Source organism: Streptomyces sp. NPDC046379, assembly GCF_055587785.1.
The window spans coordinates 26,930-46,130 of the sequence record NZ_JBVJFP010000015.1; the positions used below are offsets into that span (position 1 = coordinate 26,930).

Below are 19,201 nucleotides of genomic sequence, written 5' to 3' on the forward strand. Positions count from 1 at the left end.
CCGATCACGTCCCGAAGATTTCACGTTCCGAAGCTCCGAAGTGGGTACAGCCATGCCTGAAACACCCCGCGCCGTCGTCCCCGGCGCTCCCGCAGCGGCCCCGGCCGCCGACCCCTTGCGCTGGAAGGCGCTCGTCTTCATCGCGCTCGCCCAGCTGATGGTCGTCCTCGACGCCACCATCGTGAACATCGCGCTGCCGTCCGCCCAGCAGGACCTGGGGATCTCGGACGGCAACCGCCAGTGGGTCGTCACGGCCTACGCCCTCGCCTTCGGCGGTCTGCTGCTGTTCGGCGGACGCATCGCCGACCTGTGGGGCCGCAAGCGCGCCTTCGTGATCGGTCTCGCCGGCTTCGCCGTGGCCTCCGCGCTGGGCGGCGCTGCCGTCAACGAGGCCATGATGTTCGGGGCCCGCGCCCTCCAGGGCGTCTTCGGCGCGATACTCGCGCCCGCCGCGCTCTCCCTGCTCGCCGTGATGTTCACGGACGCCAAGGAGCGCGCCAAGGCGTTCGGCATCTACGGCGCGATCGCGGGCGGCGGCGGCGCCGTCGGCCTGATCCTCGGCGGCTTCCTCACCGAGTACCTGGACTGGCGCTGGACCTTCTACGTCAACATCCCGTTCGCCGTGGTCGCGGCGGCCGGCGCCTGGTTCGTCATCCACGAGCCCGCGGGCGGCCGCAACCGCTCCTCGCTCGACATCCCCGGCGTGATCCTCTCCACGCTCGGCCTGGTCGCGCTGGTCTACGGCTTCACCCGCGCCGAGGCCGAGGGCTGGAGCGACTCGGTGACGGTCGGCATGTTCGTCGCGTCCGCCGTCCTGCTCGCCGCGTTCGTGTTCGTCGAGGCGAAGGTCAAGGCCCCGCTGCTGCCGCTGCGCGTCATCACCGAGCGCAACCGGGCCGGCGTCTACCTCTCCCTCGGCCTCGCGATCATCGCGATGTTCGGCCTGTTCCTGTTCCTCACGTACTACCTCCAGGTCGTCAAGGGCTACTCGCCGGTCAAGACCGGCTTCGCCTTCCTCCCGATGATCGTGGGCATGATCACCGGCTCCACCCAGATCGGCGCCCGGCTGATGACCCGCGTCGCCCCGCGCCTGCTGATGGGCCCGGGCTTCCTGGTCGCCGCGATCGGCATGCTGCTGCTGACGCGGATGGAGATCGGTTCGTCGTACGCCGCCCTGCTGCTGCCGGCGATGCTGCTGCTCGGCCTCGGCATGGGCACCGCGTTCATGCCGGCGATGGCCCTGGCCACGCACGGTGTGGAGCCGCGTGACTCCGGTGTCGCCTCCGCGATGGTCAACACCTCGCAGCAGGTGGGCGGCGCGATCGGCACGGCCCTGCTGAACACCATCGCCGCCTCGGCGACGGCGGCGTACGTCGACACCCACAGCGCCTCGGCGACCACGCCCTCCGCTCAGCAGCTGGTCCAGCTCAACGCCATGGTCGAGGGCTACACCAGCGCCATCTGGTTCGCCGTCGGCATCCTGGTCGTCGCCGCGGGCATCGCGGTGACCTTCATCAACGCCGGCCGCCCGGGCGGCACCGCGCTCGGCGGCTCCGCGGAGGGCGCCGAGGAGGAGCAGTTCGCGGTTCCGGTGGCCGTGCACTGACGTTCCGTACGACGGGGGGACGGACGGGGAAGGGGACGCCCCGTCCGTGAGCGGACCGGTCCTGGGGTCCAGGGGTGTCGGACACTCCCTAACGGAGCCAGGGCAGGTCGGCGCCCACTTCGGCCGGCTGAAGGCCCTCGGCGATGATCCGCATGATCTCGCCGAGGGCCTTCTGCTGTTCCGGGGTGAGCCGGTCGAACACCGCCTGGCGCACGGCGGCGACATGGCCCGGCGCCGCCTGCCGCAGGACCTCCGCGCCCCGGTCGGTCAGCACCGCGAACTGGCCCCGCTTGTCCGAGGGGCAGTCCTCCCGGCGCACCCAGCCCTTCTTCTCCAGACGTGCGACGGCGTGCGAGAGACGGGAACGGGTGATCTTCGCGCGCATCGCCAGCTCGGTCATCCGCAGCCGGCGGTCGGGCGACTCGGCGAGCTGGACGAGCAGGGCGTAGTAGATGTGCGGCATGTCCGCGTCGCGCTGGAGCTGCCGGTCGAGGTGGTCCTCCAGGAGGGTGACCGACTCGATGAAGGCGCGCCAGACCGCCTGTTCCCCGTCGGTGAGCCAGTTCGCACTGTTCATGGGTCCACCCTATGTCGCTGGTTGAAAGTTTAAATAGAGCCCACGGAACACTTGAGAGTTCAACAAGGCAGGCGTAGGGTCGTCACCGTCGCATCATGCTTGAGACTTCAAGGATCGGTCGACCCGCGGCCCCCACGGGCCGACCGGCCGGTCCCTCGACCAGGGAGCCGCCGTCATGTCTGCCGCCGCCGCGCCGGAGCGCATGCCCGCCCTCTACCTCAGCCACGGCGCACCGCCCCTCGCCGACGACCCCGTCTGGCCCGGCCAGCTCGCCGCCTGGGCCGCCGGCCTGCCCCGCCCCAAGGCGATCCTCATGGTCTCCGCCCACTGGGAGGAGGCCCCGCTCGCCCTCGGCGCCACCATCCGCGTCCCGCTGGTCCACGACTTCTGGGGCTTCCCCGAGCACTACTACCGCGTGACCTACGACGCCCCGGGCGCGCCCGCGCTCGCCGAAGCCGTGCGGAAGCTGCTGCGCGCCCCCGGCACGCCCGTCCAGGACATCCCCGACCGGGGCCTGGACCACGGGGCGTACGTCCCGCTCGTCGAGATGTTCCCCGAGGCCGACATCCCGGTCCTCCAGATCTCCCTGCCGACCCTCGACCCGGTGCGGCTGATGGAGATCGGCCGCAGGCTCGCGCCCCTGCGCGACGAGGGCGTGCTCGTCGTCGGGTCCGGCTTCTTCACCCACAACCTCGCCGCGCTGCGCCAGGGCGGCGTGCCCGCCTGGTCGGCCGAGTTCGACGACTGGGGCCGGCGCGCGCTGGAGGACGGCGACGTCGACGCGCTGCTCGACTTCACCCGCAAGTCCCCGGCGGGCCGGCTCGCCCACCCGCGCACCGAGCACTTCGCCCCGCTGTTCGTGACCCTGGGCGCCGCCGACGCGGCCGGCGAACTGGACGAGCACCGGTCGGTGATCGACGGGTTCTGGATGGGGCTGGCGAAGCGGTCGGTGCAGTTCGGCTGAGGACCGGGGCGAGGAGGCCGGTGCGGGCGGACGAGCGGGGGCGAGCGGGCGGCTCGGGGTCGTCCCGAACGGACGAGCGGGGGGGCGAGCGGGCGGCTCGGGGTCGTCCCGAGCGGCCCGGAGCGGCTCAGAGCTCCTTCTCGTACCAGGCCACGTCCCAGTAGCGGCCGAACTTGCGGCCCACCTCCCGGTAGGTGCCGACGTGCCGGAAGCCGAACCGTTCGTGCAGCCGCGCGGACGCCTCGTTCGGCTGTGCGATCCCGGCGTACGCCCGGTGCACGTCCTCACCGGACAGCGCCTCGAACAGGGCCTCGTACAGCAGCGTTCCGACGCCCCGGCCCACCGCGTCCGGGGCGAGGTACACGGAGACCTCGACGGAGGTGGCGTAGGCGGGCTTGGCGCGGAACGGCCCCGAGGTCGCGTAACCCAGAATCCGCTGTGGGTCCGCCTCCGTGGCAACCATCAACCGGTGCGGTCCGTCTACAGGGTGGGAGAGCAGCCACGAGCGGCGCTCCGAAGGAGTGAGGGCGACGGTGTCGAATGTGATGGGCGTCTCACGGACGTAGTGGTTGTACAGGTCGGTGAGGGGCGCGAGATCCGCCTCGATACCCGGCCTGACCTGCACCTCCGTGCGTCCCGACGCCATCGTGCCTCCTCGTGTGGGCCGACAGGGTACTGCATGATCAGAAAAATCGATGGGTGGGTTGGGAATTCTGTCCTGATTCCAGTCGTTGTTTCCATCGGATGCAGGGCACCCGGGGAGAGTTCCGAAGCAGACAAGGCAGGGACCGTCCGGGGTCGATGTCGAGCATCCACGGACCACCCGCTGACCTCACATCGCAAGGGAGCACGCATGGCAACCCGTGCCGTCGCCCGTCGTACGTCCGCCGCCGGCGAGACCGTCGACGCGGCCAGCAGTGTTCGCGCCCATGGCGGCGAGATCGCGGACCGCGATCTGGTCGGCATGTACCTCGACGAGATCGCGCGTACACCGCTGCTCGACGCCGCCAAGGAGGTCGAGCTGTCCCAGATCATCGAGGCGGGTGTGTTCGCGCAGCAGGTCCTCGACGGCTACGAGGAGTCCAAGGCGGACGCCAGCCGTGAGGAACTGGAGGCCCTGGTCGCCGAGGGGGAGCGGGCCAAGGACGTCTTCATCCGCTCCAACCTCCGCCTCGTCGTCGCCGTGGCCCGCCGGTACCCGCGCAGCGGTCTGCCGCTGCTCGACCTGATCCAGGAGGGCAACGCCGGCCTGGTGCGCGCGGTCGAGAAGTTCGACTACCGCAAGGGCTTCAAGTTCTCCACGTACGCCACCTGGTGGATCCGCCAGGCCATCACCCGCTCCATAGCCGACCAGTCGCGCACCATCCGGCTCCCCGTCCACCTGGTGGAGGAACTGGGCCGGATCCGGCGTGTGCAGCGCGAGTTCAACCGCGAGCACGGGCGCGACCCGGAGCCCGCGGAGATCGCCGCCGAGCTGGGTTCGACGCCGGAGCGCGTCATCGACGTGCTCGACTGGGCGCGCGACCCGGTCTCGCTGAACATGTCGGTCGACGACGAGGGCGAGACGCAGTTCGGCGACCTGCTCGAGGACACCTCCGCGGTGTCGCCCGAGCAGTCGGTGCTCACGCTGCTGCGCAGCGAGGAACTGGACGACCTGATCGGCCGCCTCGACCAGCGCACGGCCTCCATCATCAAGATGCGCTACGGCATCGACGACGGCCGGGAGCGCACGCTGACCGAGGTCGGCAAGGAGCACGGACTGACGCGCGAGCGCATCCGGCAGATCGAGAAGCACGCGCTGCTGGAGCTGAAGAAGCTCGCCCGCGACACCGGGTTCGACGCGGTCGCCTGACCGGCCGGTCGCATCGGCTGCCGCACCGACGGCCACGGGCTGCGGCACCGGCCGGCTGCGGCACCGACCGAGGTACCGACGGCGACCGGCTCCGGCACCGACCGAGGTACCGACGGCCACCGGCTCCACCACCGACCGGCGCGCCGACGGGCGCACACCCTGCGCGGGCGCGTGCGCCGGTGGCCAAAGGCCGCGCGAACAATGGCGCTGTAACGTCGCTTCAAGGGCCAGGGGCGGGGGAACAAGACTTCCGGGCCCACCCCCGGCCCACCGGCCACGTACGAGAGCCACGTCCCGACGCACTCCCCCCGGCGGCGGGACGCTCCCCGAGCCGGGCTTCGACGTCTTCCCCCGGGCGTCGGAGCCCGGCTCTTTCTCCGTCGGGCGGTGGGGGCGTCGTCGCACGGGCCTACCGGAGCCGCGGCGAGAGCACGCCGAGCGGCGGGGCACCCCGTACCTGAACACCGGGGTGGCCCGCCGGATGGCAGATTGTGCCACACCGGCATACCCTGCCGGGCGTGAGCACGACCCAAGCACCGAATCCGCCGGCACGCAAACCCCGGGAACCGGCCGACCTCGCGTCGGCCACCCCCGCACCGGCAGCCCCGGCCTCCCTCTCCCTCACCGAACGGCGCAAGGCGGCGACCCGGATGGAGATCGCCCGCGCCGCGGCGGCCCTCTTCGTACGGAACGGGCTGCGCGCCACCCGCGCCGAGGACATCGCCCAGGCCGCCGGCATCGCCCCGCGCACCTTCTACCGTTACTTCGCCACCAAGGAGGAGGCCGTCGCGCCCCTCTACGCGGCCGGCGCCCAGCGCTGGGCCGAGGCCCTCCGCGACGCCCCGGCCCACCTGCCGGTGACCGAGGCCCTGGAACACGCGGTGCGCCACACCCTCACCCCCGGCGCGGGAGTCTCCGCCGCCTCCTGGGAGTGGGTCCGCACCCTCGTCCACCTCGCCCACACCAGCCCCGCCCTGCGCAAGGTGTGGGCCGAGGTGTGCCAGGCCTCGGAGGACACCCTGTCCCAGGCGCTGGCGGCCCGGACGACGCCGTGCACGCACCGTGACGACAACGTTGCCGTACGCCATCCCGTCACGCCGGTCCCGCCCGTCACCCCCCGGCTGCGGTTCGCGGCGGCGGTGGCGGGCGCGGCGGTGCGGGTGGCCGTCGAGTCCTGGGCGTCCGGAACCGCCCCGGCGACCGGCCCCGACGGGCCCGCGGAACTGGCGCTGCGCAACCTCGAGGCCCTGCGCGACTTCCCCTGGACGTGACGCCGGGACGACCGCGTACGACGCTGTACGGCAGGTGGGCGGCTCACACCGGCGTCGGCCGCAGCGCGAGCACCGCGATGTCGTCGGCGCTGTCCGCCCCCAGCCCGATCAGCAGCTCGTCGCAGAACGTCTCCAGCGGCTCCCGGGCCAGCTCCGCGGTGTACCGGCGGAGCCGGTCCAGGGCGTCGTCCAGCGACTCGCCCCGGCGTTCCACGAGACCGTCGGTGTAGAGCAGCAGCGTCGATCGGGCCGGCAGCGCGCTGGTCGCCGCCCGGCGCGGCATGTTCGGGTCCATGCCGAGCAACAGCCCCGCACCCTCCTCCAGATAGCGGGTCCCGCCCTCCCGCGTGGTCAGCAGCGGCGGCAGATGACCGGCGGAGGAGTGCCGCAGCTCCCAGGGGCCGCCCGGAGTGCCTTTCACGACGCCGTAGAGGCAGGTGGCGGTGGCCTCCCGGTGGAGGCTGTGGTTGGCCAGATCCAGCCGGCGCAGCACCAGCTCGGGCGGCTCCTGCCGGTCGACCGCGATGCCGCGGAGCATGCTGCGCAGCTGGCTCATCGCGATCGCCGCGTCCAGGTTGTGCCCGGTGACGTCGCCGATGACGACCGCCGTGTCGCCGCTGGGCAGCAGGAAGCAGTCGTACCAGTCGCCGCCGACCTGGGCCGTGGTCGAGGAGGAGGCGTAACGGGCGGCCATCTGCAGGCTGTCGATGTCCGGGAGCACCGGCAGCAGGGAGCGCTGCAGGCGTTCGGCGATGTTGCGGGTCTCCTGGTAGAGGCGGGAGTTGTCCACCCCGAGGGCCAGGCTGTGCACCAGGTCGTCCACCAGGGACAGGTCCTCCGCGGTGAACGGCCGCCGGCCCGCGGAACGGCCCACCGTCAGCGCGCCGAAGATCTTGCGGCGGGCCCGCAGCGGGGCGACGATCGCGCTGTCCGTTCCCAGTTTCCGCAGCAGCCGCGCGTAGTGGGCGTCCAGCGCGCTCTCGGCCTGGCCGGGCGGCAGGATCCGGTCGAGCAGCAGCGGCCCCGCGCCGCGCAGCGCCCGGGCGAGCGGCCCGCGGGAGGTGTCGGAGACGGACGGCAGCCTGCCCTCGTACGCCGCCGGCCGCTGCGTGGGGGGATCGCGCAGGACGACGCAGACCCGCTCGACCTGCGCCTGGTCGGTGAACAGGTCCACCGCGTACCAGTCGGCCAGCCGCCGGGTGATGAGCCGGCCGACGCTGTGCAGTCCGCTGTCCAGGTCCAGGGTGTCGTTCAGCGCGGCGCCGGTGTCGGCGAGGAGGGTCAGCCGTTCCAGCGGCGACATGCCGGCCTCGCCCGCAGACGTCCCGCTGCCGGTCCCCGCTTCCCGTCGTACGGCCGCCGGGGACCGGGCGCCGCCGGCGGGCTCGCCGGGCGGGACCTGCCGGCTGCGCTCGGTCCGGACGGCCGGGGCGTCGATCGCGGTGGTCGCGCGGGGGCTCATCTGGCCGACGAAGACGGTACGGCCGTCGGCGGTCTCCTGCGTCTGGATCACCAGCCGCACGGGCACCATCCGACCGTCGCGGTGCAGCGCCGGCAGCGGCACGGAGCGGCCCACGATGTGCGTCCGGCCGGTGAGCAGCAGCGAGGTGAAGGCGGCGATGTGCCGTCGGCGCAGATGCTCGGGGATGAGCGTGGTGAGCTTGCGGCCGAGCAGGTCGTCGGGCTGCCAGCCGAGCAGGTCGGCGGCCGCCTTGTTGACCGCGATGATCCGGTTGCCGTCGTCGGCGGCGATGGTCGGCATCCGGCCGGCCCGTACGTTCGCGGCGTCCCACGGCACCAGGTCCGCCGCGGTGGCGTCGGGCTCGCGGGGCACCACGGTCCAGGCGGCGGGCGGGCCGCCGGCGAGCTGGCCGAGGATCTGGTCGAACATCCAGTCCTGGAAGGCCCGCAGCCGGGGCAGCGCCGGAAGGGTCAGCAGGCGCTCCTCCCGCGCCGCCGCCTCGGCCAGCCCGAGCACCCGGCGCAGGGTGCGCACCGCCGGCCCCGCGTCCCGGGGCAACGGAAGGGAGAGGGAACGCAGGTCGGCGTCGGGCGGCTGCGCCTCCACCGCCGCCGCGACACAGGCGGTGATCATGTTGCTGACGTCGTGCGCGGCGACGAGGTCCCCGTCCGTCACCTCGGGGGCGTGCCCGAGGGCCGCGGCGAACGACAGCTCGCGCAGCAGCGCGTGCCGGTGCTGCGTGCACGCCGAGTAAAGGGCGCTGGGTACGTCGATCAGCGTCACCGTGTCCCCGAAGGAGCGCTTCGGCGAGGCGGCCGTCCAGCCCGGGGAGGGCGGCGGGGGCCCGCCGGGCCACAGCTCGAACCACACCGCCTTGTGCGCCTCGCCGGTCTCCACCCCGTGCCGCGAGGCCAGCTGCTCCACCAGGGCCAGCCCCTGCCCCGTGCCGGCGTAGGGCGGACAGCGCTGCGGCACCGGCGCCCTGCCCGGCCGCTCGTCGACGACCCGCACCCGCACCCGGCCGTCCCGGACGAGGACGTCCACGTCGACGTCGGTGCGGGCATGCACCACCGCGTTGGTCACCAGCTCGCTGACCAGCAACTGCGCGGTGTCGGCCAGCTCGGAGGCGACACCGCCGAGAGCGGCGCGCACGAACCGCCGCGCCGACGCCGCGCTCTGCGGTCTCCCGGGGAATCGGCGTGACAGTGGCTTCGGCGGATCGAGGTCGCCCATGTCCCCAGTGTCCCTCCGGGGCCCGGGCGTGCGCTGGGTTCGAGGAGTATGGGCAGGTCAGAGGGGTGGGGGGATGGGCCGGGTGGGTGAGGGGAGGTGGGGATGGGGGGTGGGGGTGAAGGTGGGGTGAGAGGCGACTTGTGGGGGAGTGCGGTCGGCGTGGCTCGGGTGGCCGCGCTCGCCCGGTCGGATCGGGCGGTCGGGCGGCTCGCGGCTCGGGCGGATCGGTCGGCCCGGTCGCTCATGCGCAAGGGTGCGTGGTGGTGTGGTGCAGCCAGCGCCGGATGCTGGCGCTGATGCCGCCGGGGAGGGCGGCGAGCTGCTCGATGGCCTCGCGGTCCTCGGGGCGGGGCGGGATGCCGGCCGCCGTCAGGGCCGCGTGCAGGTCGAGGCGGCGCCGGTCGCGCGGGTCGATCGTGACGGCGGCCCGGTGGGGCGGGGCGGGGGCAGCAGGTAGTCGCCGTGGGCGTACGGGTCCAGGCGGGTCCCGGCGGTGCCGTGCTCGAAGGCGGTCGCGCTCACGGAGGGCTCCTTACGCGAGGTGTGTCGGACACCGGAAGGGAGTCGCCGCGGGCCGGAGGCGGTTGCGGAGGCGGCCGGGAACCACGCCGATGGCGTCATCGGCAGTTCATCGGCCGGTCGGAGGATCAGCCCGGCCACGCCCGCCCCGAGACGGCCCGGAGACGGCCCGGAAAGGCCCGGAGACGGCCCGGAAAGACCCCGAGACGGCCCGGGAAGGCCCGGAGACGGCCCGGACGCGGGCGGATCCGGTGCTCATCCTTCGGCGGCCCGCACCATTCGCCCGCCCAACTCCCGTACACAATCGGTTAGTTTCTCCGGACCCTCCACGGTGAAGTCGGCGCCCACCAGCGCCAGCCGCACCGCCAGCCACTCCACCGGGTCCCCGGTCGTCCCGCTCAGCCGGCAGCGGCCGGGGCCGAGCGGTTCCGGCGCCGCCCCGCGCCAGCCGCGCAGCCCCGCCGTGACGGCCTCCGCGTCCGCGGCGAACGTGACGGTGAAGTCGTACGTCTCCTGCCGGTGCCCGAGCGACCGGCGCAGATACTCCTCCGCGCTCCCCTCCGGCAGTTCGCGCGGCTCGAACCGCGCCCCGGTCGGGAACGGTTCGCTCACCCGGTCGACGCGGAACGTACGCCAGTCCTCGCGCCCCAGGTCGTACGCCACCAGGTACCAGCGCCGTCCCGTCGACACCAGCCGGTACGGCTCCGTCAGCCGGCGTGACGCGCTGCCGTCCCCGGCCCGGTAGGCGAACCGCAGCCGTTCCCGGCCCGCCACCGCCGAGGCCATCGCGGTGAGCGTCTCGGGCGCGATGGTCGCGCCGTCGCCGCTGGTCAGCGGGGTGGTCGCGGCCTGAAGGGTGGCGACGCGGCGGCGCAGCCGGGCGGGCAGCACCTGCTCCAGCTTGGCCAGCGCCCGCACCGACGCCTCGTCCACGCCCTCCAGCGCGTGGCCGGCGCCGGCGCGCAGCCCCACCGCGATCGCCACGGCCTCCTCGTCGTCGAGGACCAACGGCGGCATCGCCTTGCCCGCGACGAGCCGGTAGCCGCCGTCGGCGCCCTTGCTCGACTCCACGGGATAACCCAGCTCCCGCAGCCGGTCGATGTCCCGCCGGACCGTGCGCCGTGACACACCGAGCCGGTCGGCGAGTTCCCCGCCGGGCCACTCACGGGGCGTCTGAAGGAGAGAGAGGAGGGTCAGGAGCCGGGCCGGGGTGTCTGTCGTCATGGGAGGAGGATGCCGCGCCATTAGGACGCGATCTGACCTAATGGGGATCTAGCTTTCCCACCATGCCCTTCACCGACCCCACCGAGACAACCGTGACCACCGAGACAGCCATGACCGCTGAGACAACCGTGACCGCCGGGACGACCACCGCCCCCGGGACGACGGCGACCGCCGCGGCGACCGACGGCGGCGACCGGCGCCGCTGGTTCGCCCTGGCGATCGTGATGACGGCGGCCTTCATGGACCTCGTCGACGTCACGATCGTCAACATCGCGATACCGACGATCCAGCGCAACGAGGGCGCCTCCCTCAGCCAGATCCAGTGGATCACCGCCGGTTACGCGCTGGCCTTCGCCGCCGGTCTGATCACCGGCGGACGGCTCGGCGACATCCACGGCCGCAAGCGCGTCTTCCTCGCGGGAGTCGCCGGCTTCACCGTCGCGTCCGCGCTGTGCGGCCTGGCCGCGAACCCGGAGATGCTCGTCGCCGCCCGCATCCTCCAGGGCGCGATGGCGGCGCTGATGGTGCCGCAGGTCCTGGCGATCGTGCACGCCACGTTCCCGGCGCACGAACGCGGCAAGGTCTTCGGCCTGTTCGGCGCGATCGTCGGGCTCGGCGCGGTCTCCGGGCCGCTGCTGGGCGCCCTGCTGACGGAGTGGAACCTCTTCGGCCTCGACTGGCGCCCGATCTTCCTGATCAACCTCCCGGTCGGCGTCGCCGCGCTGATCCTCGGCCGCCGCTTCATCACCGAGTCCAAGGCGCCCCAGGCCCTGCGGCTCGACCTGGTCGGCGTCGCCCTGGTGACGCTGGGCCTGCTGATGCTGCTCTACCCGCTCACCCGCGGCCACGAGCTGGACTGGCCGGTGTGGGGACATGTGTCGATGGGCGGCGCGCTGGTGGTGTTCGGGGCGCTGGTGGCGTACGAGCGGCGCAAGTCGGCCCGTGACGGCTCCCCGCTGATCGAACTGTCGCTGTTCCGCGTCAAGAGCTTCGCGGCCGGCATCGCCGTGCAGACCGTCTTCGGCGTGGTGCTCGGCGTGTTCTTCCTGGTCTGGACGCTGTACATGCAGATGGGCCTCGGCTGGTCTCCGCTGAAGGCCGGGCTGACCGGTGTGCCGTTCTCGATCGCCGTGTCGGTGGCGGCCGGGATGTCGGTGCAGAAGCTGGTGCCGCGCTTCGGCCGGGGCGTGCTCCAGGCGGGCGCGCTGGTGATGGCGGCCGGACTGCTGCTCTACATCTGGGAGTCCGAGCACTACGGCCTCGCCATCACGCCCTGGCAGATGACGCTCCCGCTGGTCGTGATGGGCGTGGGCATGGGCCTGATCGTCGCCCCGCTGACCGACGCGATCCTCTCCGAGGTGCCGCACGAGCACGCCGGCTCGGCGTCCGGGCTGATCAGCACCGTCCAGCAGATGGGCAACGCGCTGGGGCTCGGCCTGGTCTCGGTGGTCTTCTTCGGCACCATGGACGACCACCTGGCCCCGGCAGAGGTCGGCCCCGCCTTCGCGGAGGCGTACCGGTACGCGCTCGGGTGGGCGGCCGCCGTCATGGTCGTGATCTTCCTGCTGATGTTCGCGCTGCCCAGGCGCCCGGCCCAGCACCTGGAGGGCGCGGGCGCGCCGACCGCCGCGACGCCGGCCGGGAAGGAACCGGCGTCCACGCCGTGACCCAGCCGGTGCCGGTGCGCGAACGCGGCGCGGCGCTCCCTGTGGGGCCGGTCCCGGTACGGCCGGCCGCCGCCTAGGAGCGCTGCGCCGCGCGCCGTTCCATCGCCGCCCGGGCGGCGTCCTCGCTGTCGTAGACCTCGCACATGTGCCGCCCGTCCGGGGTGGCCGTGTGCTCGACCTCCCACAGGGACAGCTCACGCCCGTCGGCCAGCAGGAACGCGTGCTCGTACAGCGAGAACGACGCCCCGGTACGGCCCGTGCGGCTCGGACGCCCGAAGGCCTGCGTGATCTGGTGCCCGCACGCCGTGGCCAGCAGCGCGGCGATCTCCGCGTCGGGACCGTCGGTGTTCTCCGCCCGGCGCAGCAGCCGGCGCGCGTGGTCCGCCGAGTCGTCCGGCACATAGGCGTGGCGGGGACCGGGGAGCGCCGACAGCCGTAACAGCACCGGCAGTTCGAACTCGGGCGCCTCCGGGGAGAGGGGCAGCCGGCCGGTGGCGGCGCGCAGTTCCTCCTCGTCGATGTACACCTCGTGCTGCGGGGCGCTGCCCGGGGTGGGGTTGTGGACCAGCTCCCACAGCGTGAGCGCCGAGCCGTCGGCGAGCAGCCATGTGTGCCGGTACGTCTCACGGTGCAGACCGGCGCTGTGGTGCGCGGAGTACAGCGAGCTGTCGTGCGCCAGCGCGCAGTCGAGCCGGCTCATGATCTCGTCGGGCAGTTCGAATGAGTTGAGGGCGCGGCCGAGCAGCCGCGCGAGGTGCTCCTCCGGAGACTCGGGCGACTCGGGTGGTTCGTACGCTTCGGTCTCGTACGGAACGCTCAAGGTCTCTCCCGGCGTTGCAGCATGTCACCTGGTGGGTGCATACCGTAGCCCCTCGGCCGGACATTGTGACCAGGAACCGAGAAAACGTGCGCCGGAAAAACGCGCCGACCGTGCACCGAGTTCCCTCCCCTTCCGACGAACTGTCAATGTCCCCAGGCCATACCGCGTTTACCGGCCGTACAGCTCCGTGTACGACGGCCAGCACCCGCCGGGCCCGTCCACCGCCCGGGCGGCGCGCACAGCGCGCACGATGGCACGAGTGACGGCGTCCGCGCCGACGGCGAGGATCTCGTTCAGCGCCAGCGGCTGCCCGGCGTCGAGCGGCCGCGCCCCGGTGGCGAGCGCGAACACCGTGTCCCCGTCGTTCAGCAGATGCACCGGCCGCACGGCGCGCGCGATCCCGTCGTGTGCCGTCCCGGCCAGCTTCTGCGCCTGGGCCTTCGACAGGTCCGCGTCGGTGGCGACCACCGCGAGCGTGGTGTTCAGCGGCGGCAGCGCGTTGCGCGCCTCGCTCTCGGCGAGCCGGCGTCGCGCGGCGTCCCGCACCCGCGCCCGCGGATGGCTCACCCGCCCCTGGAACAACTCCCCGTACAGCACCCCCGTCTCCGGATCCAGCGCCGACCCCGCCGCGTTGGCCACGACCAGCGCGCCCACCGTGATCCCCGAGCCGAGCACGACGCTCGCGGTGCCCACGCCGCCCTTCATCGCCCCGACCGTGGCCCCCGTCCCGGCGCCGACGCATCCCTCGGGCACCGGTGCGCCCGGCTCGCTCGCCGCCGCGGCCTCGACCGCCGCCCGGCCGAGCGCCGCGTCCGGCCGGGCCCGGAAATCGCCGCCACGCCCGAGGTCGAAGACGCACGCCGCCGGCACCACCGGCACGACGTGCGCCGGGTCGGCCCCGACGCGAACCCCGCGCCCGCGCTCCTCCAGCCAGGCCATCACCCCGGACGCCGCGTCCAGCCCGTAGGCGCTGCCACCGGTCAGCACCACGGCCTCGACCGTCCGGACGAGGTTGCGCGGGTCGAGCGCGTCGGTCTCCTTGGTGCCGGGTCCGCCGCCGCGCACGTCCACCGCGGCGACGGCGCCGCCCTCCGGCGCCAGTACCACCGTGGTCCCGGTGAGCCAGCCGTTTCCGGTGCGGGTGGCGTGCCCGACCCGTAGCCCCTGCACGTCCGTCAGTGCGTCAACCGTCATGCGCCCCAGTCTGGCCCGCCACGGCCTCACGGTCCCGCGTCGGCCCCGCACTCCCGGCCCGGGCCCTCCCGCGCGCCCCGTACCCTGAAGGCATGAGCACCTCCTCGGCACCCGAGCCGAAGCATGATCCAGAGCGGGATCCGAAGAGCGTCCCGGAGAGCGCTCCGGAGGGCGAGCCGAAGAGCGTCCCGGAGGGCGGGCCGAAGCGCGATCCGAAGGCCGCGCTGGTCTTCGACGACCCGCTGAACCGGCAGTCCTCGGACGACACGGACCGCGGCTGGGGCGACCGGCCGGGCGCCGGCGGCGACGCCGCCGACGATCTGAAGCGCTTCCTGGACGAGAAGCCGCCCCACCACCTCTGAGCCGCCGCCCCCGCCCCGGCTATCGCTCGGACGGGCCCGAACCCCGCTGGGCGACCAGCGTGTCGCGGATCTCCTTCAGCACCTCCAGCTCGGTCACCTCGATGACCTCCTGCGTGCCCTCCTTCGCCTTCCTGCGGGCCTCGACGCGAGCCAGGTACTTGGCCATCGGCAGCACCATGAGGAAGTAGACCACCGCGGCGGTGATCACAAAGCTGAGCGCGGCCCCGAGGACGGAACCCCAAAGGATCATGACCCCGCTGCTGACCGTGCCGTCCGCCGCCAGCTTGCAGGGGCCCTTCAGGCACGAGCTGTAGCTGTCGAGGTTCTTCGTGCCGATCGCGCCGACCAGCGGGTTGATGACGCCCTTCACCACTGCGTTGACGATGTTGGTGAAGGCGGCGCCGATGACCACCGCGACCGCCAGATCGACCACGTTCCCACGCATCAGGAAGGCCTTGAAGCCCTCCCAGAGACTGGGATCCTTCTTCTCGCTCACCTCGGGGACTCTCCTCATCGCACACGGCTGTTCCAGAACGAACAGCTCCGCAACCTACGTGAGCATGCGGCCAGGCTGTCCCATCCGATCGCTCGATCGAGCGACTTGACGGCGATTCGCGAGGTGTCCGCAGGATTCCGTTCAACACAACGTCACCGCCAGCCTCGCGGACGCCGCCGCCCCCGCGAGGTGAACGGCGGCGGCCCGCGGCACCGACAGCACGACCAGCGCGCCGCCCTCGGCGACGCCGTCGCCGGCCAGTGGCTCGGGGACTCTGCTCACCAGTGCCTCGCGCACGACCACCCGGGCCGTGCCGCCCGTCGCCGGGTCCTCGGCGGCGATGACGTCGACGCGGTCGCCGGGCCGCAGCAGTCCGACCGTGGCCGCGTCGGCGATCCGGACCGGCGCCAGGACCCGGGTGGCGCCCGCCCGGCGATCCGGTGTGCGGTCCGCCACCGGATGCCCACGGACCCGCTCGGCGTGCCGTGGGCCCGTCGGCTCACGCGGGCCGGCCGCCACCAGCGCCACGGCGGTGACCGCGAGCCCGGCCGCGAGCGCCCGCCGCCTGTGCCGTACGAGCCGGTGCAGCCCGTACCGCCCGCCGCGCACCCGGACCGGCGCGAAGTGCGGCACCTCGCAGGTGGGCGGTGCCTCCGCGCCGGGCGGAGGGGAGACGGCGGAAGAGGGCGCGGGCGCGGGAGAAGGAAAGGGAGAAGGGGAGGGGGAGGAGGCGGACCAAAAGGGAGGAGGAGAGGGAGAGGAGGCGGATGAAGAGGGAGAAGGACACGGAGAAGGAAAGGGCGACGACATGCGGACCACCTGCGATGCGGTTCGGGCGGATCGGGTTCGCAGTCCACGATGAGGCTTCGCACCGAATCCCGCCGAGACCGGTGGATCGTCCACGGGTTGTGGAAAACTCCCTCACTCGAACGAGAGGCTCCGCCCTCCGCCGGCCGATGCCTCCAGCGGCCCGCAGCTCACGGCCCGCAGCTCACGGCCCCCGGCCCACGGCCCACGGCCCACGGTCACCGAAGACACGGACCGGCCCCGACCGCAGCGCCCGCCCGCACCCCCTTACGGCAGCGCGAACCCCGGATCCATCCCGCCCAGCGCCGAAGCGCACAGACAGTCCCGCTCCCCCTCCGCCGGCAGCGCCGCCACCGCGTCGAACAGCACGCCCCGCAGCCGGTCCACGTTCGCGGCGAACACCCGCAGCACCTCGTCGTGCGAGACGCCCTCACCGGTCTCCGCGCCCGCGTCCAGGTCGGTGACCAGGGTCAGAGAGGTGTAGCAGAGCTCCAGCTCGCGGGCGAGGGCCGCCTCGGGATGGCCGGTCATGCCCACCACCGACCAGCCCTGCGCCCGGTGCCACAGCGACTCGGCGCGGGTCGAGAAACGCGGCCCCTCGACCACGACCAGCGTTCCGCCGTCCACCGGCTCCCAGTCCCGGCCGCGTGCCGCCTTCAGCGCCGCGGCCCGGCCGGCGGGGCAGTAGGGGTCGGCCAGGGAGACGTGGACGACGTTCGGCACGGTGCCGTCGGGCAGCGGCAGCCCGTCGAAGTAGGTGGCCGCACGCGACTTGGTGCGGTCGACCAGCTGGTCGGGGACGAGCAGGGTGCCGGGGCCGTACTCGGGTCGCAGGCCGCCCACCGCGCACGGGCCGAGGACCTGGCGCACGCCGACCGAGCGCAGCGCCCACAGGTTGGCCCGGTAGTTGATCCGGTGCGGCGGCAGATGGTGGCCGCGTCCGTGCCGCGGCAGGAAGGCGACCCGGCGGCCGGCGACGTCGCCGACGAAGAGGGAGTCGCTGGGCGGCCCGTAGGGCGTGTCCACCCGGACCTCGGTCACGTCGTCCAGGAAGGAGTAGAAGCCGGACCCGCCGATGACGCCGATCTCGGCCCGCCCGCCGTTCGCCGCCTCGGCCCGTGCCGCCGCCCCTGCGCTGTTCGCCGCCTCTGCCTCCGGCACCGCGTCCGTCCCGGCCGTTGCACCGCTCTCTGCGTTCGCCATGACCAGCACAGTAGCGGGCGGTGGAACGGAGCCGAGGAGCGGTGGCGAAAACGCCGGAGACCTCGCCGTCCGGTGACGACGAGGTCTCGGGGAACCTGTCTCAGGCGGCCGTGCTGCCGCTGGAGGAGGAGGTGCCGGAACCGGAGGACGACGACGAGTCCGAGGACGAGGTCGTCGAGGAGGCCGGCTTCGCGGACGACGCGGGCGAGCTGCTCGACGAGGAGCCGCGGCTGTCGTTGCGGTAGAAGCCGGAGCCCTTGAAGACGATGCCGACGGCGGAGAACACCTTCTTCAGGCGGCCACCGCAGTTGGGGCAGTCGGTCAGGGCGTCGTCGGTGAACTTCTGCACCGCCTCGAGGCCCTCGCCGCACTCGGTGCACTGGTACTGGTAGGTCGGCACTGTCTTCCTCCTGGCACTCTCACTCAATGAGTGCTAACGACGGTCCATAGTGACGCATTCCCCGGGATCAGTCCACTGCGACCGCCGAGCGGTGACCGACGCCACGCGCGACGGTCCGCCCCTGGGGCCGCGGAACGAGCCGGGAACGCAGCGCCACCAGCGTCACCAGCGCGAGCGCCGTCCCGCCGAGCGGCACCAGGAACCCGGAGCCGTCCCCCAGGCGGTCCTCCAGCTGTCCGGCGACCGTGACGGCGGCGGCCTGCCCCAGCGCCACCGCGCCGGTGAGCCAGGTGAACGCCTCGGTGCGCGCCCCGGCCGGGACCAGGCCCTCCACCAGGGTGTAGCCGGTGATCAGCGCGGGCGCGATGCACATGCCGACCAACAGACCCGCCCCGGCGAGCAGCAGGACCGAGTCCGCCGCCCACAGCCCCGACGCGGCCAGCGCCAGGGCGCCGTAGCCGAGGACCAGGCGCCGGTGCGGGGCGGCCTTCCAGGCGACGGCGCCGCAGACGATGCCCGCGAGCATGTTGCCGGCGGCGAAGACGCCGTACAGGACGCCGTTCAGGCCGGGTTCGCCGATCGACTCGGTGAACGCGGCCAGGGACACCTGCATGCCGCCGAAGACGGAGCCGATGCCGAGGAAGGCGACGATCAGCACCCGCACTCCGGGGACGCGCAGCGCGGAACCGTGCTCCACGCGCGCGTGCCCGGCGGCGGCCACGGCCGGCTGGGTGGAGCGCTGCGCGGCGAACAGCAGCCCGCCGACCAGGGTCAGCGCCGCCTCCGTCAGCAGGCCCGCGGCGGGGTCGACGGCGGTGCACAGGGCGGTGGCGAGCAGCGGGCCGACGACGAAGGTCAGCTCGTCGGTGACGGACTCGAAGGCCGCGGCGGTGCCCATCAGGGGCGAGCCCTGCAGTTTCGCGCCCCAGCGGGCGCGCACCATGGGCCCGATCTGCGGCACCGAGGCGCCGGTCGGGACGGCCGCCGCGAACAGCGCCCACAGGGGAGCGCCGGACAGCGCCAGAGCGGTGAGGGCGAGGGCGGAGGCCGTGTGCAGCAGGACGCCCGGGATCAGGACGGCGCGCTGCCCGAAGCGGTCCGCGAGCCGGCCGCTGTAGGGGGCGAACAGCGCCATGGAGACGCCGGTGACGGCCGCGGCGGCGCCCGCGGCGCCGTAGGAGCCGGTGGTGTGCTGCACCAGCAGGACGATGGACAGGGTCAGCATCGCGAACGGCTGGCGTGCCGCGAAGCCGGGAAGCAGGAACGTCCAGGCGCCGCGGGTGCGCAGCAGCTGCCCGTATCCCGGGCGGGAGGGGGCCGGCGCGTTCTTCGCCGGACGGGTGACCGTGGATGCCACGGCCCGTGCCTTTCTGCCGCCTGGTAGCGCGCCCGTGCGGGGGCGCCGAGAGCTGTCCTCGTGCGCGGAACTGCGGTAGATACCGGCGCCCACAGGAGTGAGGGGGGCGTTCCGGCCGCCTTGCGGTCGCGCCAGCCCTGCGTCAGGCAGAGGTGGTTCGATCAACGTGCGCCTTCATCGTACAGGG

At 73.3% G+C, this 19,201-nt stretch carries 18 protein-coding genes; 6 read left to right on the forward strand and 12 right to left on the reverse strand.

Features of this window, described 5'->3' with window-relative positions; all coding sequences use genetic code 11:
• The first annotated feature begins 52 nt into the window (after positions 1-52).
• Entirely contained in the window at positions 53-1,606 is a 1,554-nt protein-coding gene (locus tag ACZ6KF_RS24850) for an MFS transporter (RefSeq protein WP_356628196.1), read from the forward strand.
• 88 nt (positions 1,607-1,694) lie between these two features.
• Here ACZ6KF_RS24850 and ACZ6KF_RS24855 read toward each other — a convergent pair whose 3' ends face one another.
• A complete protein-coding gene (locus ACZ6KF_RS24855; RefSeq protein ID WP_356628198.1) occupies positions 1,695-2,183 on the reverse strand; it encodes a MarR family winged helix-turn-helix transcriptional regulator in 489 nt (162 codons plus the stop codon).
• A gap of 202 nt (positions 2,184-2,385) precedes the next feature.
• Between ACZ6KF_RS24855 and ACZ6KF_RS24860 the strand changes: the two genes are divergently transcribed.
• The gene (locus tag ACZ6KF_RS24860) at positions 2,386-3,147 is read left to right on the forward strand and encodes a dioxygenase family protein (protein ID WP_469176810.1); all 762 of its coding nucleotides are present in this window, start codon (positions 2,386-2,388) and stop codon (positions 3,145-3,147) included.
• Positions 3,148-3,274: 127 nt separating this feature from the next.
• On the opposite strand, the gene ACZ6KF_RS24865 is transcribed toward ACZ6KF_RS24860, so the two are convergent.
• Positions 3,275-3,793: a GNAT family N-acetyltransferase gene (locus tag ACZ6KF_RS24865; RefSeq protein WP_356628200.1), complete on the reverse strand. Its 519-nt coding sequence runs from the start codon at positions 3,791-3,793 to the stop codon at positions 3,275-3,277.
• A gap of 207 nt (positions 3,794-4,000) precedes the next feature.
• On the opposite strand from ACZ6KF_RS24865, the gene ACZ6KF_RS24870 reads away from it, so the two are divergent.
• Both ACZ6KF_RS24870 and ACZ6KF_RS24875 read left to right on the forward strand, forming a co-directional pair.
• The gene (locus ACZ6KF_RS24870) at positions 4,001-4,999 is read left to right on the forward strand and encodes a sigma-70 family RNA polymerase sigma factor (protein WP_356628202.1); all 999 of its coding nucleotides are present in this window, start codon (positions 4,001-4,003) and stop codon (positions 4,997-4,999) included.
• 650 nt (positions 5,000-5,649) lie between these two features.
• A complete protein-coding gene (locus tag ACZ6KF_RS24875) occupies positions 5,650-6,270 on the forward strand; it encodes a TetR/AcrR family transcriptional regulator (RefSeq protein WP_356628503.1) in 621 nt (206 codons plus the stop codon).
• Between the two features lie 43 nt (positions 6,271-6,313).
• Here the strand turns inward: ACZ6KF_RS24875 and ACZ6KF_RS24880 are convergent, their stop codons facing one another.
• The 3 genes from ACZ6KF_RS24880 to ACZ6KF_RS24890 all read right to left on the reverse strand — a co-directional run bounded on the left by ACZ6KF_RS24880 (position 6,314) and on the right by ACZ6KF_RS24890 (position 10,708).
• Entirely contained in the window at positions 6,314-8,965 is a 2,652-nt protein-coding gene (locus ACZ6KF_RS24880) for a SpoIIE family protein phosphatase (RefSeq protein ID WP_469158696.1), read from the reverse strand.
• A 369-nt stretch (positions 8,966-9,334) separates the two neighbouring features.
• Positions 9,335-9,487, reverse strand: coding sequence for a hypothetical protein (locus tag ACZ6KF_RS24885; protein WP_469240415.1), 153 nt, complete (start codon positions 9,485-9,487; stop codon positions 9,335-9,337).
• Between the two features lie 252 nt (positions 9,488-9,739).
• On the reverse strand, positions 9,740-10,708 hold the full coding sequence (locus ACZ6KF_RS24890; RefSeq protein WP_469240417.1) for a helix-turn-helix transcriptional regulator: 969 nt from the start codon (positions 10,706-10,708) through the stop codon (positions 9,740-9,742).
• A 110-nt stretch (positions 10,709-10,818) separates the two neighbouring features.
• Here ACZ6KF_RS24890 and ACZ6KF_RS24895 point away from each other — a divergent pair, with 110 nt between their 5' ends.
• Positions 10,819-12,375: an MFS transporter gene (locus ACZ6KF_RS24895; protein WP_469240419.1), complete on the forward strand. Its 1,557-nt coding sequence runs from the start codon at positions 10,819-10,821 to the stop codon at positions 12,373-12,375.
• 73 nt (positions 12,376-12,448) lie between these two features.
• On the opposite strand, the gene ACZ6KF_RS24900 is transcribed toward ACZ6KF_RS24895, so the two are convergent.
• Positions 12,449-13,195 carry a DUF6227 family protein gene (locus tag ACZ6KF_RS24900; protein WP_469240420.1) on the reverse strand — a complete coding sequence of 249 codons (747 nt, stop codon included), beginning with the start codon at positions 13,193-13,195 and terminating at the stop codon, positions 12,449-12,451.
• A 168-nt stretch (positions 13,196-13,363) separates the two neighbouring features.
• A complete protein-coding gene (locus ACZ6KF_RS24905; protein ID WP_469240422.1) occupies positions 13,364-14,389 on the reverse strand; it encodes a P1 family peptidase in 1,026 nt (341 codons plus the stop codon).
• A 92-nt stretch (positions 14,390-14,481) separates the two neighbouring features.
• Here ACZ6KF_RS24905 and ACZ6KF_RS24910 point away from each other — a divergent pair, with 92 nt between their 5' ends.
• Positions 14,482-14,751 (forward strand): hypothetical protein, encoded by a 270-nt coding sequence (locus ACZ6KF_RS24910; RefSeq protein ID WP_469240424.1) that lies wholly within the window; start codon positions 14,482-14,484, stop codon positions 14,749-14,751.
• Between the two features lie 19 nt (positions 14,752-14,770).
• Here ACZ6KF_RS24910 and mscL read toward each other — a convergent pair whose 3' ends face one another.
• The 5 genes from mscL to ACZ6KF_RS24935 form a co-directional block, all read right to left on the reverse strand.
• Entirely contained in the window at positions 14,771-15,247 is a 477-nt protein-coding gene (gene mscL, locus ACZ6KF_RS24915; RefSeq protein WP_356628214.1) for a large conductance mechanosensitive channel protein MscL, read from the reverse strand.
• A 141-nt stretch (positions 15,248-15,388) separates the two neighbouring features.
• Positions 15,389-16,057, reverse strand: coding sequence for a hypothetical protein (locus tag ACZ6KF_RS24920; protein WP_469240426.1), 669 nt, complete (start codon positions 16,055-16,057; stop codon positions 15,389-15,391).
• Positions 16,058-16,321: 264 nt separating this feature from the next.
• The gene (locus ACZ6KF_RS24925) at positions 16,322-17,257 is read right to left on the reverse strand and encodes an S-methyl-5'-thioadenosine phosphorylase (protein ID WP_469240428.1); all 936 of its coding nucleotides are present in this window, start codon (positions 17,255-17,257) and stop codon (positions 16,322-16,324) included.
• 100 nt (positions 17,258-17,357) lie between these two features.
• Positions 17,358-17,657, reverse strand: coding sequence for an FmdB family zinc ribbon protein (locus ACZ6KF_RS24930; protein ID WP_356628220.1), 300 nt, complete (start codon positions 17,655-17,657; stop codon positions 17,358-17,360).
• A 67-nt stretch (positions 17,658-17,724) separates the two neighbouring features.
• A complete protein-coding gene (locus ACZ6KF_RS24935) occupies positions 17,725-19,014 on the reverse strand; it encodes an MFS transporter (protein WP_469240429.1) in 1,290 nt (429 codons plus the stop codon).
• Positions 19,015-19,201 lie beyond the last annotated feature (187 nt).